At 72.9% G+C, this 15,404-nt stretch carries 14 protein-coding genes and 2 tRNA genes; 8 read left to right on the top strand and 8 right to left on the bottom strand.

Translation table 11 applies throughout. The features are described from left to right. From ACSNN9_RS23830 to ACSNN9_RS23815, 4 genes are all read right to left on the bottom strand, one after another. Positions 1-1,120, bottom strand: a 1,120-nt coding sequence (locus ACSNN9_RS23830) for an FAD-dependent oxidoreductase (protein WP_436675465.1), incomplete at its 3' end; no start/stop codon positions are given. 190 nt (positions 1,121-1,310) lie between these two features. Further along, positions 1,311-2,534 (bottom strand): S8 family peptidase, encoded by a 1,224-nt coding sequence (locus ACSNN9_RS23825; protein ID WP_436675464.1) that lies wholly within the window; start codon positions 2,532-2,534, stop codon positions 1,311-1,313. Between the two features lie 117 nt (positions 2,535-2,651). After that, positions 2,652-5,726 carry an Hsp70 family protein gene (locus ACSNN9_RS23820; RefSeq protein ID WP_436675463.1) on the bottom strand — a complete coding sequence of 1,025 codons (3,075 nt, stop codon included), beginning with the start codon at positions 5,724-5,726 and terminating at the stop codon, positions 2,652-2,654. 105 nt (positions 5,727-5,831) lie between these two features. Further along, complete coding sequence (locus ACSNN9_RS23815; protein WP_436675462.1) at positions 5,832-6,698, bottom strand: sigma-70 family RNA polymerase sigma factor; 867 nt, start codon at positions 6,696-6,698, stop codon at positions 5,832-5,834. 146 nt (positions 6,699-6,844) lie between these two features. Between ACSNN9_RS23815 and ACSNN9_RS23810 the strand changes: the two genes are divergently transcribed. After that, complete coding sequence (locus ACSNN9_RS23810; protein ID WP_357881642.1) at positions 6,845-7,309, top strand: carboxymuconolactone decarboxylase family protein; 465 nt, start codon at positions 6,845-6,847, stop codon at positions 7,307-7,309. Positions 7,310-7,379: 70 nt separating this feature from the next. Here ACSNN9_RS23810 and ACSNN9_RS23805 read toward each other — a convergent pair whose 3' ends face one another. Further along, a complete protein-coding gene (locus tag ACSNN9_RS23805; protein WP_436675461.1) occupies positions 7,380-7,799 on the bottom strand; it encodes an ASCH domain-containing protein in 420 nt (139 codons plus the stop codon). Between the two features lie 113 nt (positions 7,800-7,912). Continuing rightward, complete coding sequence (locus tag ACSNN9_RS23800; RefSeq protein WP_436675460.1) at positions 7,913-8,086, bottom strand: hypothetical protein; 174 nt, start codon at positions 8,084-8,086, stop codon at positions 7,913-7,915. Positions 8,087-8,259: 173 nt separating this feature from the next. Here ACSNN9_RS23800 and ACSNN9_RS23795 point away from each other — a divergent pair, with 173 nt between their 5' ends. Then, positions 8,260-8,685 carry a nucleoside deaminase gene (locus tag ACSNN9_RS23795; protein WP_436675459.1) on the top strand — a complete coding sequence of 142 codons (426 nt, stop codon included), beginning with the start codon at positions 8,260-8,262 and terminating at the stop codon, positions 8,683-8,685. 98 nt (positions 8,686-8,783) lie between these two features. Here ACSNN9_RS23795 and ACSNN9_RS23790 read toward each other — a convergent pair. After that, a tRNA-Gly gene (locus ACSNN9_RS23790) sits at positions 8,784-8,857 on the bottom strand. 202 nt (positions 8,858-9,059) lie between these two features. On the opposite strand from ACSNN9_RS23790, the gene ACSNN9_RS23785 reads away from it, so the two are divergent. The 6 genes from ACSNN9_RS23785 to ACSNN9_RS23760 all read left to right on the top strand — a co-directional run bounded on the left by ACSNN9_RS23785 (position 9,060) and on the right by ACSNN9_RS23760 (position 14,568). Beyond that, positions 9,060-9,133, top strand: a tRNA-Pro gene (locus ACSNN9_RS23785). A 136-nt stretch (positions 9,134-9,269) separates the two neighbouring features. Continuing rightward, the gene (gene tig, locus ACSNN9_RS23780; RefSeq protein ID WP_357881630.1) at positions 9,270-10,616 is read left to right on the top strand and encodes a trigger factor; all 1,347 of its coding nucleotides are present in this window, start codon (positions 9,270-9,272) and stop codon (positions 10,614-10,616) included. A 169-nt stretch (positions 10,617-10,785) separates the two neighbouring features. Further along, a complete protein-coding gene (locus ACSNN9_RS23775) occupies positions 10,786-11,427 on the top strand; it encodes an ATP-dependent Clp protease proteolytic subunit (protein WP_091628855.1) in 642 nt (213 codons plus the stop codon). Positions 11,428-11,437: 10 nt separating this feature from the next. Beyond that, a complete protein-coding gene (locus ACSNN9_RS23770; protein WP_121399379.1) occupies positions 11,438-12,100 on the top strand; it encodes an ATP-dependent Clp protease proteolytic subunit in 663 nt (220 codons plus the stop codon). A 217-nt stretch (positions 12,101-12,317) separates the two neighbouring features. Then, entirely contained in the window at positions 12,318-13,613 is a 1,296-nt protein-coding gene (clpX, locus tag ACSNN9_RS23765) for an ATP-dependent Clp protease ATP-binding subunit ClpX (protein ID WP_357881626.1), read from the top strand. A gap of 157 nt (positions 13,614-13,770) precedes the next feature. Continuing rightward, a complete protein-coding gene (locus ACSNN9_RS23760) occupies positions 13,771-14,568 on the top strand; it encodes a carbon-nitrogen hydrolase family protein (RefSeq protein ID WP_436675458.1) in 798 nt (265 codons plus the stop codon). Positions 14,569-14,571: 3 nt separating this feature from the next. Here ACSNN9_RS23760 and ACSNN9_RS23755 read toward each other — a convergent pair whose 3' ends face one another. Next, a complete protein-coding gene (locus tag ACSNN9_RS23755; protein WP_357881620.1) occupies positions 14,572-14,799 on the bottom strand; it encodes a hypothetical protein in 228 nt (75 codons plus the stop codon). Positions 14,800-15,404 lie beyond the last annotated feature (605 nt).

Genomic DNA, 15,404 nt, shown 5'->3' with positions numbered 1-15,404 from the left:
TCACCGTGCTCACCGCCGGGTGGTGCAGGATGAACCGCAGCGCCAGCTCCGGCATGGTCATGCCCGCCGGCACGTCGACGGCCAGCGCCGCGAGCAGGGCGCCCGCCGCGGGCGAGGTCTGGACGCCGTAGCCGCCGAGCCCGGCCAGCCAGAGGAAGCCCGGCGCGTCGGTCGCCGGGCCGATCACGGGCACGTCGTCCGGGGCGGCGGTCCGCAGCCCGGCCCAGGGCTGGTGTACGCGGCGGATCTCAAGCGTGGTCGCCGCCTGCACCCGGTCGGCGCCGATCGCCACGTCGAGGTCGTCGGGGCGGGCGTCGCCGGGCGGTACCGGGGTGGTGTCGCACGGGGAGACCAGCAGGCGCCCCGACTCCGGCTTGAAGTAGAAGCTGCCGTCGACGTCGGCGACCATCGGCCAGTCCGTCGCGGGGACGCCGGCCGGCGCGTCCACCAGGAAGGCGGTGCGCCGCAGCGGCGTCAACCCCATCGGCCGTACGCCGGCCGCCGCCGCGACCTCGTCGGCCCAGGCGCCCGCCGCGTTGACGACGACCCGGGCGGTGAACCCGCCGGCGTCCGTGTCCACCTGCCAGCCGTCGCCGCCGCGCCGCAGCCGGCGGACCCGCGCGCCGCACACCACCCGGCCGCCGGCCGCCCGGACGCTCCGCAGGTAGCCCTGGTGCAGCGCGGCGACGTCGAGGTCCTGCACGGCCGGCTTCACCATCGCCCGCCGGCACCATTCCGGCCGCACGACGGGACAGTGCCGGGGCAGGTCGGCGACGTCGATCTCGCGGGCCGGCGGGTCCACCTCGGCCCCGTCGCGCAGCGCCGCCTCGAAGGCCTCCTCGCTGCCCGGCGGGCAGAGGGTGAGGACGCCGCGCGGGGTGAGCAGCGGGTGCTCGGCGAACCCCGGCGGCGGCGCGGTGAGGAAGCGCCGGCTGGCCCGGGTCAGTGCGCGCACCGTCGGCCCGCCGTAGTACTCGGAGAACGTCGCCGCCGAGCGGCCGGTGGAGTGCTGGCCGGGCACGTGCTCCATCTCCAGCAGCACCACGGTGCCGTACGCGGCGAGATGGTGTCCGGCGCTGGCGCCGGCGATGCCCCCGCCGATGACCAGGTAGTCGATCATCGATCAGACGGTAGTCGGCGAGCCCTGCGGGGACAAGGGTCGACGAACGTCGATCGCCCAGACGCGACGGGAGCGCCGTCTCGCGGGGGAGCGCCACTCGGGGGCGAACCCTGCGGCCCGCCGGCGGGGCCGGGTGCCGGATCGGTGCCCGGCCGCGCGGCCGTTGCCCGGATCCGACGCCCGTGCCGGCTCAGGGGCCGCAGTAGAGCAGGCGGTTCGGCGTGCCGCTGACCACGCCCGTGACCACCCCGGTCGTCGCCCTGCCGGTCAGGTGGGCCGCGACCTGCGCGGGGCTCCAGGTCGGGTTGGCCGAGAGGGCGAGCGCGGCGCAGCCGGCGACGTGGGCGGCGGCCATCGAGCCGCCGCTGATGGTGGCCGCCGCCGTGTCGCCGGTGTGCCAGGTGGAGGTGATGTTGGCGCCGGGGGCGTACAGGTCCAGGCAGCTGCCGTAGTTGCCGCTCGGCATCCGGGCGTCGGTGCTGGTGGTGCCGGCCACGGTGAGCGCCGCCGCCACCCGCGCCGGGGAGTAGTTGCAGGCGTTGGCGTTCGAGCTGCCCGCCGTGACGGCGTAGGTCACCCCGGACGCGATCGACCGGTTCACCGCGGCGTCCAGCGCCGTGCTGGCGCCGCCGCCGAGCGCGAGGAGCGCCACCGCCGGCCGCACGGCGTTCGCGGTGACCCAGTCCACCCCGGCGATCACCTGGGAGAAGGTGCCGCTGCCGGCGCAGTTGAGCACCCGCACCGGCCGCAACTGGACCTCCTTGGCCACCCCGTGCCGGGTGCCGCCGATGGTGCCGGCCAGGTGGGTGCCGTGGCCGTTGCAGTCGTCGGCCGGGCCGCCGTCGACGAGGTCGACCCCCACGCCGGCCCGGCCGCCGAAGTCGCCGTGCGTGCTCCGGATGCCGGTGTCGATGACGTACGCGTGCACGTTGTGCGCGGTGTTCGGGTAGGCGTACCGGCCGTCGAGCGGGAGATGGCGTTGGTCGATCCGGTCCAGCCCCCACGACGGCGGGTTGAGCTGCACCCCCGGGCCGACGAGGGTCACCACCCGGTCCCGCTCCACGTACGCCACGGCTGGGTCGGCGGCGAGCCGGCGGGCCGCCCGCTCGGGCAGGTGCGCCACGAATCCGGTGAGCGCGTGCCCGTAGACGTGGCCGAGGGCGGCCCCGTAGCGGTCGGCCAGCCGGTCGGCGGCCTTCGTGACGGCGGCCCGCCGGTCGCCGGAGTTGCCGATTGCGTCGCCCCTGAGCACCACGACGTATCCGTCGGTCACGGCGTTCGCGGCGTCGGCGTGCAGGATCTCGCCGGTGGCCGGGGCGGCCGCCGCGGGGGTGCCCATCGCGGCGACGACCGTGGCGGCGGCGAGTACGCCCACCGCGCGGGCCCGCCATCGCCGGGTACGGGGAAGTGTCATCTGCCGGTCCTCCTCCTGTCGGCCCCGCGCCGGCTCGTGACCGGACGCGGAGCTGCCTGGCCGTTGAGAGGAGGCTATCGGCTACATAGATCCATATGAATTGCTGTCGGGTATCGGCTATTCGGCGAACCGGTAGAGCACGAAGCCGTACGGGGACTCCGCCCCGGCGTCCCCGCTCTCCCTCCCGGCGCCGCAGGCGATCACGCTGGTGTTCCACGAGCACGTGTCGCTGCGGACGTCCTCCAGCTGGCCCAGCTCGTCCACCTCGCCCGAGCCCACCGACAGGCCGGCGACGCTGCGGTCGTCCTCGACCGAGCTGGGCGGATCGGCGAGGAGCAGCAGGTTTCCCGCGTCGAGCCGGACCGCCACCCCGCCACGTTCGGAGAGCACGGTGCGCCCGTCGGGGTCGAACAGCGTGCCGGCCGAGTCCGGGGTGGTCCGGCGGGCGAGCAGGTGCTCGCCGAGCGGCACGAGTCGCGTCGCCCGCGGCGCATCCCAGCGGGTCATCTTCTCCTCGGTCGCCGCCACGACCTCGGTGGTCTCGTCGTCGCCGCCGGTCACCTCCAGCAGGCACGCCCGCCGCTCGCCGCAGGGCACCAGCGCCTCCGGCCTGCGCTTGTCGTCCTCCGCGGTGTAGAGCACCTTCGGCTGGGCGTCGCTCGTCAGGTCGTACGCGAGCAGCTGGTAGCCGGCGTCGTCGCGGGCCACGTAGAGCCGGTCCTCGTGGGCCACCACCAGGTCGTCGTGGTCGGCCACTCCGGCGCGGCTGCGGACCACCCGGCCGCTGCCCATGTCGATCAGCCGGACGGACCGGTCCGCGCCCACCTGCACGATCCGGCTGACGTCCCCGCGCCAGGGGTCGCGCGGGGAGCCGTCGAGAAAGGCCGGGCCGCCCAGCGCCTCGTCGGTGGTGACCGGGTGGACGCTGGTGCCCGCGTTGTCGTACTCGTCGCGCGGACTGGGCCGCGCCCACTGCTCCCCGCCGTCGCCGAGGCGCAGCCCGACGAGCCGCTTGCCGGTGCGGTCCACCTGCACCGCGACGCCGTCGCCGAAGAGCACGTCGTCGTTGCCCAGGATCGACCGGCGCCACCGCTGGTGGCCGGAGGCGCCGTCGAGCAGCACGAGGTCGCGGGGCGTGTCGTCGCCGATGGCGTCGGCGAAGACCGCGACCGCGCCGGGCAGGGCGACGATCCGCTTCCACCGCTCCGAGGACGCCGCGGTCTGCTTCCGCCACGTCACCGCGCCGGTGCCGGCGTCGACCGCCACCACCTCCAGCCGTCCGTCGTCGAGCGGATACCCGAGGTAGGCCCGGTCGCCGAGGACCGCGGTGAACATGTCCATGGGTCGCTCGGTGCCGGCGGGCACCCTGGGCAGTCGCTCGACGGTCCGGAACTCCAGCGCCGGGTAGCGGTCCCGCGTCAGGTACAGCACCGCAGCGGTCGCCACGCCGGCGAGCGCGAGCACGGCGGCGAGCGAGATCCACAGCGCCCGGCGTCGGGGGAGCGGAGGCCCGCTCCGGCCGCCGCCGGGCGGTGGCGACACCGGCGTGCCGGAGGCGGGTACGCCCGGCCACGCCCCCGGTGGCGCGAAGGACGCGGGGCCTCCGGCCGCCGCGCTCGGCGGCGCGAACGGCGCCGGGTCCCCCACCGCTGCGTTCGACGGCACGAATGGCGTCGGGCCTCCCGCCGCTGCGCCGGGTGGGGCGAACGGCGTGGCCGGTGGCGGCGCGGCGGGCACGGTCGGGGCGGTCGACGAGGCGGCGACCATGGTCGGCGCCAGCCCGGCGGGCAGGGCCGGCGTGACGCCCTCCGGGCCGGCCACGGAGGTCGGCGCGAGGTCCGGGCCGGCGGACCCGGTCTGCGCTGCGCCGACGCCGTGCTGCGGCGCGGCGGGGTCGTGCGACGGGCCGGCGGATGCGGAGTGCGCCGGCGCGGCGGCGGGTGACGCCGGCGCGGCGGACGGTGCTGCCGCGCCGCGATCGGGGCGTGGCGCTGCGCCGGGCTGCGCGGGCACGGCGGCGGGCGCGGCGAAGGCGTCGGCGGACCGGGCGCGCCGGGGCAGGGGCAGGTCGGTCAGCGCCCCCTCGGCCACCGGCAACTCCGGCTGCTCCAGCACGGTCGGTGCGACGCCCAACTCGGCGTGCAGCAGCCGGGCCACCATCGGCATCCGGGTGGCGCCGCCGACCAGGAACAGCCCGGAGAGCTGCTGCGGGTCGAGGCCGGCCGCGCCGATCACCTCCCGGGTCACCGCCACCGCCCGGCCCAGCAGCGGCGCGGCCACCCGCTCCAGGTCGGCCCGGGTGAGCGTGACCGCCGCCTCCACCCCCGGCACGGCCACCGGCGCGGCCGTCACCCGGGACAGCATCTCCTTCGCGCCCCGCACGTTCTCCCAGAGCTCGTGCCGCTCCCGCCACTGCGTCGCGGACTCCGGGCGGCTCAGCCGCTCCCACCGGGCCGGGTGCGCCTCGGCGACCAGCTCGGCGAGCCGACCCAGCAGGGCCGCGTCCACGTCCAGGCCACCGAGGTCGTCGGCGCCTCCCGCCGTGACGACCGTGAACCCGGAGTCGCCCCACGGATCGGCGCCCTCGTTGCGCAGCACGGCGACGTCCAGCGTCCCGGCGCCGAAGTCGAAGACCGCGATCGTCCCGCCCACCGGCACCGGGCGGCGCAGCACCTGCGTGTAGTAGCGGGCGGCGGCCACCGGCTCCCGCAGCAGCCGGGTGCCCGGCGGGGTGGGACCGGAGAGCGTGTGCTCGGCCGCCGACGGCCAGCCGGCCGCCGCCAGGGCGTCGGCCAGCACCTGGCGGCGGGCGGCGTCCCAGGTCGCCGGGCAGGTGAGCACCGCCGGAGGCAGGAAGCCGACCGCCTCGACGGCCGCCCGGGCCACCGCGTGCAGCGTCGCGGCCAGCAGCTCGGCCGGCGGATACCGGCGATCACCCAACATGACCGCGGGCTCGTCGATGCGCCGCTTCGGGTTCGGCTCGTACCGGCCGGGATCGGTCCGGGCCAGCCGCTGGGCGTCCCGCCCGGCGTGCAGCAGCCCGTCCGCGTCGGCGTACACCCCCGAGGGGATGATCGGCTGCCCGTCCACGAGCAGCGGGCGGGTGTGCCCGTCGGGCCGGCGCAGCACGGCGACGGTGTGGGACGTGCCGAGGTCGACGCCGAGGGCGTACCCCTCGTGCTGGCCTGCCATCTGCCGTTACCTCCGCGGGACGAGGGGATGCCCGGCCCCGCATCGTACGCAGCGGCCGCACCGGCGCCGATCCCGCCCTGACGTGCGGCTCAGCGGTACGGGCCGTCAGCCCACGACCAGGTCCAGCCCGGCGATCTGGTCGGGGTCGGCGACCACCTCGATGCCGATGATCCGGTCGGTGACCACGAAGCTGAGCACCAGGCGGGTACGGCCGTCGACGACGACCACCGCTCCCGGCGCGCCGTCGACGAACGCCGGCACGGCCCCCTGCGCCTTGCCGGAGAAGAAGTCGGCCACCGTGGCCGAGCCGCGCGCCTCGCCGGCCCCGCCCATCCCGACGGCCGTGGCGTCGGAGCGCAGCACGACGTGCGGGTCGAGCAGGGTGAGCAGGTCGTCGAAGCGCCCCTCGCGGGACGCGGCGAGGAACGCCTGGACGACTCCGCGCTGCCGGGCCCGGTCGGTCTCCGGCGACGGTGACCCGGCCTGCACGCGCCGGCGGGCCCGGCTGGCGATCTGCCGTACGGCGGCCGGGCTGCGGTCGACGACGGGCGCGAGTTCGTCGAAGGAGACGGCGAACATGTCGTGCAGCACGAACACGAGCCGTTCGGTGGGGCCGAGGGTCCGTAGCACCACGTCCAGCGCGCGCCCGACCGATTCCGCGAGCATCGCCTCCCGCTCGGGGTCGACCTCGCCCGCTCCCGACGTGGTCGACTCGTCGGCGGCCACGTCGGCGGGCCGCTCGTGCCGCGCGGCGCTCGATCCCAGCCGGTCGAGGCAGACCCGCCCGACGGTGGTGGTGAGCCAGCCCGGCAGGTTGTCGATGCCGTCGGCGTCGGCGCGGCTGAGCCGCAGCCAGGTGTCCTGGACCGCGTCGTCGGCCTCGGCCCCGGAGCCGAGCATCCGCTGGGCCACGGAGCGCAGCCGGGGACGCTGCTCCTCGAAACGCTCGGCGAGCAGGTCGGTGTCGCTCACGGCATCGCCACCCCGGCGGACATCCCGTCCTGGTGTGGCCCGGGTCACATCTGTCACGTCGCCCCTCCGGCTGTCGACAGCAGGGTGAGGAACCAGGAGCGCTGCGACGGCGAAGGCCGGCAGCGTAACAGGAAGGACGGTGCGAGATGTCCGTGCAGGCCCGTATGCAGAACCCCGCGACGCTGCTCCCCGACGCGGTGAAGGCGATCAACCTGCTCTACAAGGCGGCCCACTCGGCCGGCGTCCCCGGGAGCACCCTGGAGCTGGTCCACCTGCGCGCCAGCCAGATCAACGGGTGCAGCGCGTGCGTCGACTCCGGCGCCCGCAACGCCCGCAAGGCCGGGGAGACCGAGGAGCGGCTGTTCGCGGTGGCCGTCTGGCGGGAGACGCCGTACTTCACCGACGCGGAGCGGGCCGCGCTCGCGCTCGCCGAGGCCGCCACCCGGCTCGCCGACCGGGCCGACCCCGTGCCCGACGAGGTGTGGGACGAGGCCGCCCGGCACTTCGAGGAGAAGGAACTGGCCGCGTTGGTGCTCTGGCTCGCCACCACCAACTTCTTCAACCGGTTGAACGCCACCACCCGCCAGCCCGCCCCGCAGAACTGGGGCTGAGCGGCGTACGACCCGGGCGTGCGGCGGCGGCCCCGCCGCACGCCCGGTCGTCGCGTACCGGAAGGGGCGTTCAGCCGGTGTGCACCAGCCGGAAGCGCTCGAGCAGCACCGGGGTGTCGTCGTCGACGGTGAAGCTGGCATCGCCCAGCTCCGCGCGCACCTCCGCGCTGTGCCAGAACGTCTCGTGCCCGGCCCGCCACTGCGCCACCGACTCGTACCCCTCGCCCTCGTCGAGGGCGTGGCGCAGATCGACGTCGCCGAGCCGCACCACCCGTACGTCGGTCACCTCGATCACCGCCACCCGCCGGCCCGCCGAGTCGACGACCGCCGACCGTTGACCCACCTCGGGCATCGCCTCGCCCGCGCGCTCGTAGCCGAGCACGAGGCTGGACGTCGAGGTCTTCGCGCCCGACAGGATCGCGGCCACCAGACTGTCCCGCAGCGGCCCCGGGAAGGCGAACTCCGCCGTCGGAAGATCATCAAGTTCCACCCCGAGAGGGTACGCGCGCCGGCCGCCGGTGCGTGCCTCGCGGCGGTGCTGGAGCGGGTCCCAGACACCCACGTTCTGTCGTGACCGCGTGGCGTCTCCTCAGCCGACGCGACTCAGCGGCACAACCAACCGGCGGCCCGGGTGGTCCGGCCGTCTCCCCGATCGACGCACAACTCGCTGGTGGCACGGTCGACCCAGTAGGACTGCCCGCGCTCGATCAGCACGGGCCGGTCCAGGTGGAACCACCGGCCGACGGTGCTCACCAGCGTCAGACGCTCGGCTGTCACTCGCTCCTCCACACCCGTCCTCTCAAGCTGTGGTGTACGGCGCTCTCTCCACTCGTGCGACGGGGCAGCCTTCCACACCCGCCCCTGCCATCCGGGCGGAGATCCGCCAGCCCGAACCGCGCCTGGCGGACAATTGCGGCCGTGGCCGCGTACCACAAATCCCAGGAGGACCGATGACACCCGACGACGAGAGATTTCTCCGGCACGCCGTGGAACTCGCCAACCGGGCCGGGGCGTCCGGCGAACGGCCGTTCGCCTCGTTGCTGGTCGGTGCGGACGGCACAGTCCTGATCGAGGATCACAACACCGTGGTCTCCGACTCGGACATCACCGCCCACCCGGAACTGAAGCTGGTCCGCTGGGCCGCCCGGGAACTCGCCCCCGACGTGGCCGCCCGCACCACCATGTTCACCAGCTGCCAGCCCTGCCCGATGTGCACGGCCGCGATCAACCAGTCCGGCCTCGGCCGGGTGGTGTACGCCCTGTCCAGCGAGCAGTTCCAGGAGGTCAAGCCGGCCACCCCGCCGCCACCCCCGGTGCGGTACGAGGGACCGGCGCTCTTCGACGAGGCGCGCCGGCCGATCGAGGAACATTACTGAAGCAACGCACAGAACGGGATCGGGCGCGCTGGCAGGGACAGGCGGCGGATGTGGATGTGGCCCGGGTCGGGAATCGCTCCCGACCTGGGCCACCATCGTGGAGCGGGCGACGGGAATCGAACCCGCACCGTCAGTTTGGAAGACTGAAGCTCTGCCATTGAGCTACGCCCGCGTACGCCCCGATGTGGTGGGCGCGCCGACAGCGTACCCAATGACCCGCGCGGCCCGCTCAGCCGCGTCCCCGCAGCGGCGCGTGGTGGGCGCGGCGGTCGGGCGTCCGGAGGGGTCGGATGTCCGGTTGGTCCCCCTTCGGCGCGTTGAGGGACGCCCCGGCACGTCCGGCGGGTCGCGACGGCATAGACTGCTCGTCGCCACGGGGTGTGGCGCAGCTTGGTAGCGCACTCGCTTTGGGAGCGAGGGGCCGTGGGTTCAAATCCCGCCACCCCGACTGTCGTCCGCGGCCGGTCGCCGGGGTCGCCCTTCGCGCGGTCCCCGGCCGCTGCCGGTGCGTCCGGCCGGCTCGCCTACACTCGATGGGCTTATCACGCCCAGACTAAAACCGAGATCCGTCAAGGAGTACGCCTGTGAAGAGCACCGTCGAGACTCTGAGCCCGACGCGCGTGCGGCTCGCCATCGAGGTGCCGTTCGTCGAGCTCGAGCCGAGCCTCAGGAAGGCGTACCGGGAGATCGGCCAGCAGGTCCAGGTGCCCGGCTTCCGCAAGGGCAAGGTTCCGGCAGCCGTGATCGACCAGCGGGTCGGCCGGGGCACCGTCCTCAACGAGGCGGTGCAGGAGGCCATCCCGCAGAACATCCTCGCCGCCGTCCGCGAGCACGACCTGAAGACGCTCGGCCGCCCCGAGGTCGAGATCACCGAGTTCAACGACGGTGACTCGCTGAACTTCACCGCCGAGGTCGACGTCCGCCCGGAGATCACCCTGCCGGACCCGGCCACCATCGAGGTGACCGTCGACGAGCTCCAGATCGACGACAGTGAGATCGACGAGCAGGTGAAGAACCTGCGCGAGCGGTTCGCCACCCTCAAGACCGTCGAGCGGGCCGCCCAGGAGGGCGACTACGTCCAGATCGACCTCAACGCGACCGTCGACGGCGAGGACGTGCCGGGCGGCTCCGCCAGCAACATCTCCCACGAGGTCGGCAGCAAGCAGCTCCTCCCGGGCCTGGACGAGGCCGTCGTCGGCCTGGCCGCCGGCGAGAGCACCAGCTTCACCACCCAGCTCGTCGGCGGCGACTTCGCCGGCCGCGACGCCGAGGTGGCGGTGACCGTCCGCACGGTCAAGGAGAAGGAGCTGCCGGAGCTCAACGACGAGTTCGCCCAGATGGCGAGCGAGTTCGACACCATCGAGGAACTGCGCGGCGACCTGCGCGAGCGGGTCACCCGGGGCAAGCGGGTCGAGCAGATCTACGCCGCCCGCGACAAGGCGCTGGAGCAGATGGTGGCCGCCGCCGAGGTGCCGGCGCCGGAGGGCGTCATCCGCGAGGAGGTCGAGAACCGCAAGCAGGCCATGGTCGACCAGCTCGAGCGGATCGGCGCCTCCCTGGAGGAGTACCTCGCGGCCGAGGAGAAGACCGAGGAGCAGATCGACGCCGAGCTGACCGAGGCGGCGACCGAGGGCGTCAAGGTCCAGCTGCTGCTGGACACCCTCGCCGACGCCGAGGACGTGCAGGTCTCCGACGACGAGTTCGGCCACGAGATCGTGCACCGGGCCCAGCGCGCCGGCATGGCGCCGCAGCAGTACTACGACCAGCTGGTCCGCTCGGGCGCGGCCGGTGCGGTCTTCGGTGACGTGCGGCGGGGCAAGGCCCTGGCCTCGGTCATGGAGCGCATCAAGATCAAGGACTCGGCGGGCAACGAGGTCACCCTCGACGCGCTGCGCGCCGAGAGCGAGGCCGAGCACAACCACGAGCACTGATCGTGCGGGGAGGCCGCCGTCCGCCGCCTGCGGTGGACGGCGGCCGATTCCCTTTTCGGGTACGCCCCGGCGGTGCTGCGCTGATAGCGAACACTGCCCGGACCGGCGCTCTGCCATCCGGCTGAGCGGTTAGTGTCGGGTAGGACGGTACGGAGAGCGAAGGGCTGCCATGACCGACATGCACATCCAAGCGAAGCCGCTCCGGGCGATCGATGCCCGCGGTGGCGACACCATTGGCAACCTCGACGACTCGGTCTACAACCGGTTGCTCAAGGAACGCATCATCTTCCTGGGCAGCGAGGTGACCGACCAGGTCGCCAACCGCATCTGCGCGCAGCTCCTGCTGCTCGCCGCGGAGGACCCGGACCGCGACATCAACCTCTGGATCAACTCGCCGGGCGGTTCGGTCTACTCCGGCATGGCGATCTACGACACCATGCAGTTCATCGACAACGACGTCTCGACCGTGGCGATGGGCATGGCGGCGTCCATGGGTCAGCTGCTGCTCTGCGCCGGCACCAAGGGCAAGCGCTACGCCCTGCCGCACGCGCGGATCATGATGCACCAGCCCTCCGGCGGTCTCGGCGGCACCGCGTCCGACATCGCCATCCAGGCGGAGCAGATGCTCTACACCAAGCGGATGTTCCAGGAGCGGGTCGCGCACCACACCGGCCAGAGCCAGGCGCAGATCGAGGCGGATTCCGACCGCGACCGCTGGTTCACCGCCCAGGAGGCCCTGGACTACGGCTTCATCGACAAGGTGATCATCGGGGCCGCCCAGGTTCCGGATGGCGCCGGGACCCTGAGCTGAGGAGCTGACGATGACCGACCTGAGCCTGCCGCCCCAGTTCGCGGCCGTGCACAACCGCTACGTCCTGCCGTCGTTCGTCGAGCGCACGTCGTACGGGGTGAAGGAGTCCAACCCCTACAACAAGCTCTTCGAGGACCGGATCATCTTCCTCGGCGTCCAGGTCGACGACGCGTCGGCCAACGACGTGATGGCGCAGCTGCTGACGCTCGAGGGCACCGACCCGGACCGCGACATCATCATGTACATCAACTCGCCCGGTGGTTCCTTCACCGCCATGACGGCGATCTACGACACCATGCAGTACGTCCGGCCGGACATCTCGACGGTCTGCCTCGGCCAGGCCGCGAGCGCCGCGGCCGTGCTGCTGGCCGCCGGCACCCCGGGCAAGCGGATGGCGCTGCCGAACTCGCGGATCATCATCCACCAGCCGGCCACCGAGGGCGGCTACGGGCAGGGCTCGGACATCGAGATCCAGGCCCGGGAGATCCTGCGGATGCGCACGCAGCTCGAGGAGATGCTCTCCCGGCACTGCAACCAGCCGATCGAGAAGGTCCGCAAGGACATCGACCGTGACAAGATCATGACGGCCGAGGAGTCCAAGGAGTACGGGCTGGTGGACACCATCCTCACCAGCCGCAAGAAGGGCCTGCTGGCGGCCAACGCCGCCAGCTGAACAGCTCGGGTCGCGGTCGGCCGGGAGTCCGCTCCCGGCCGACCGTCTGACACACCCGTTTTGGGGGTCGGAGAAACCTCCGCCAGCGGGTAACGTCGGGTCTGTGCCGCTCCACCGGTCCTCCGGCGGGGTGAACGAGCGGGGTGAACGAGGCGGACGCTTCCACGTCCGCAGGCGAGGGCCGGGTCTCCGGTCGACGAGTGCAGGGAGAACGTAGGTGGCACGGATCGGTGACGGCGGCGACCTACTGAAATGCTCGTTCTGCGGTAAGTCGCAGAAGCAGGTCAAGAAGCTCATCGCAGGCCCTGGGGTCTACATCTGCGACGAGTGCATCGATCTCTGTAACGAGATCATCGAGGAGGAGCTGGCCGAGTCCGGCGAGGTGAAGTGGGAAGAGCTTCCCAAGCCGATGGAGATCTGCCAGTTCCTCGACACCTACGTCGTCGGGCAGGACCAGGCCAAGAAGGCGCTCGCCGTCGCGGTCTACAACCACTACAAGCGGATCCAGGCCGAGGCGGCCGGGGCGCCGGGCTCCGGCAGTGACGCCGTCGAGCTGGCCAAGTCCAACATCCTCCTGCTCGGCCCGACGGGGTGCGGCAAGACCCACCTGGCGCAGACCCTGGCGCGGATGCTGAACGTGCCGTTCGCCATCGCCGACGCCACCGCGCTCACGGAGGCCGGCTACGTCGGCGAGGACGTCGAGAACATCCTCCTCAAGCTGATCCAGGCCGCCGACTACGACATCAAGCGCGCCGAGACCGGCATCATCTACATCGACGAGGTCGACAAGATCGCCCGTAAGTCGGAGAACCCGTCGATCACGCGGGACGTCTCCGGCGAGGGCGTCCAGCAGGCGTTGCTCAAGATGCTGGAGGGCACGGTGGCCAACGTGCCGCCGCAGGGCGGGCGCAAGCACCCCCACCAGGAGTTCATCCAGATCGACACCACCAACGTGCTGTTCATCTGCGGTGGCGCCTTCGCCGGGCTCGACCAGATCATCGAGGCCCGCACCGGGCACGGCGGCACCGGCTTCGGCGCCCGGCTGCGGTCGGTCTCCGACCGGTCGACCGACGACATCTTCAGCCAGGTCATGCCGGAGGACATGCTGAAGTTCGGGCTGATCCCCGAGTTCATCGGCCGGCTCCCGGTGATCACCAACGTGCGCAGCCTCGACCGCACCGCGCTGGTGCGCATCCTCACCGAGCCGCGCAACGCCCTGGTCCGGCAGTACCAGCGCCTCTTCGAGCTCGACGGCGTCGAGCTGGAGTTCGAGCCGCCGGCCCTGGAGGCGATCGCCGACCAGGCGATGCTGCGCGGCACCGGCGCCCGCGGCCTGCGGGCGATCATGGAAGAGGTCCTGCTCTCCGTGATGTACGAGGTGCCGAGCAACCCCGACGCCGCCCGGGTGCTGATCACCCGCGAGGTGGTGCTCGAGAACGTCAACCCGACGATCGTGCCGCGCGAGTTCACCGGCCGGCGTGCCCGGCGGGACCGCGAGGAGAAGTCGGCCTGATCCACCGTCGCCGCGCCCGTCCGCTCCGGTCGGGCGCGGCTTCGTGTCCGCGTCCGGCCCGGCCGACGCCGCACGGCTCGACCACCCCTGACCCGGGGGTCCCGCCAACACCGTTCGACGCTGTCGCCGCGCGCCTTCCGGTCGTACGCTGATCCCCATGCGCGTCGCCGTCTGCCAGCTCAACTCCCGGGACGACCGTAAGGCGAACCTCGCGGCCGCGGAGGCCGTGCTGGAACGCGCGGCGGCGGCCGGCGCGGACCTCGCGCTCCTGCCGGAGTTCGTCGACTACCTCGGCCTTGCCGCGGGGCTCCCCGAGCCGGAGCCGGTCGACGGCGAGGTGGGCCGGTTCTTCGCCGACCTCGCCCGGCGGCTGGGCATCTGGTTGATCGCCGGGTCGATCCACGAGCGCGGGCCCGATCCGGAGCGCACCTGGAACACCTCCCTGGTCTTCGACCGCTCCGGCACGCTCGCCGCCAGCTACCGCAAGATCCACCTGTACGACGTAGAGATCCCCGGCCGGGTCTCCTACCTCGAGTCGGCCACCGTGGCGCCGGGCGACCAGCCGGTGGTCGTCGACGTCGAGGGCCTTCGCGTCGGCCTGTCGATCTGCTACGACCTCCGGTTCCCGGAGTTGTACCGGCAGCTCGTGATCGAGGGCGGCGCCCAGTTGCTCGTGGTGCCGGCGGCCTTCATGGTCCACACCGGGCGGGACCACTGGGAGGTGCTGCTGCGCGCGCGGGCGATCGAGAACCAGTGCTTCGTCGCCGCGGCGGGGCAGATCGGCGACCACGATCCGGGCCGGACCTGTTACGGGCGCAGCATGGTGATCGACCCGTGGGGGACGGTGCTCACCCAGGTGCCCGATGGTCCGGGCCTCGCCGTCGCCGATCTCGACCTCGACCGGCTGCGGACCATCCGCGCCGAGTTGCCGAGCCTGGCCAACCGCCGCCTCTGACGCTCACCCCTGTAGCAGTACGCCCACCACGGCGAAGCCGGCGATCGCGGCGGCCGTGACCAGGAGTGCCGTCGTCATCCGGGACCGACCCCGGCGGGCCAGCCGAGCGACCGAGACCAGGACGACGAAGACCACGAAGGCGCCGATGACCAGCTGCCAGAACGGCAGCAGCAGTCCGAGCAGCGCGTCCTCGGCGAGCACGGTCACCCGGGTGCGCGGGAGGTCAGCCATGACAGACACTCTGGCACGCTGGGGGCTCCTCCGGACCCCGCCCGTTCATCACGAATGCGCGACCGCCCTCGCCCGTCGCCTCGGCACCGGGTCGTGATCGCCGGCGGCCATCCCGCTGTTGACAGTGACGGACGCCGATTTGCCTTCCGCGGACGGGCGGCGTAACTTTCTCTCTGCACGCGGAAGGCCGGACAAACCGGCCGACAAGGGCACCAGGCTCGTGGCGGGGACGCCGAGCGAGGCTGAGGATCCGGGCGGTGCGAGGACACTCCAAGACGGGGTTGCGATCGCGAGACCGACCGGGTAGAGTTCGAAAGCCGGCAGGAGCCGGGCGGATGGCCACAGAGTGGCGATCGGCCGGTCTGCGGCTTCCCACGACAGCAACGACCGCCGTGATACGGCGTGCGTCATCGTGGACCCCGGAGCGCACCCTTGATCACCTCGGACACGAGGTTGACGACGGGAGGCGAACCAAGTAAGGTAGAGGAGTTGCCCCAAGCGGGTTCCCATGATGTGGGACGCCCGAGTGGTGTGTGGTTGTTCTTTGAGAACTCAACAGGGTGCTTGATAAGCCAGTGCCAAATTGATTTATACCCCGGACTGGT

Origin of the sequence: Micromonospora sp. URMC 107 (genome assembly GCF_051386315.1) — a bacterium.
Classification (GTDB): domain Bacteria; phylum Actinomycetota; class Actinomycetes; order Mycobacteriales; family Micromonosporaceae; genus Micromonospora.
The sequence above is the reverse complement of the archived record's forward strand: the minus strand, read 5'-3'. Positions and strand labels throughout refer to the sequence as shown.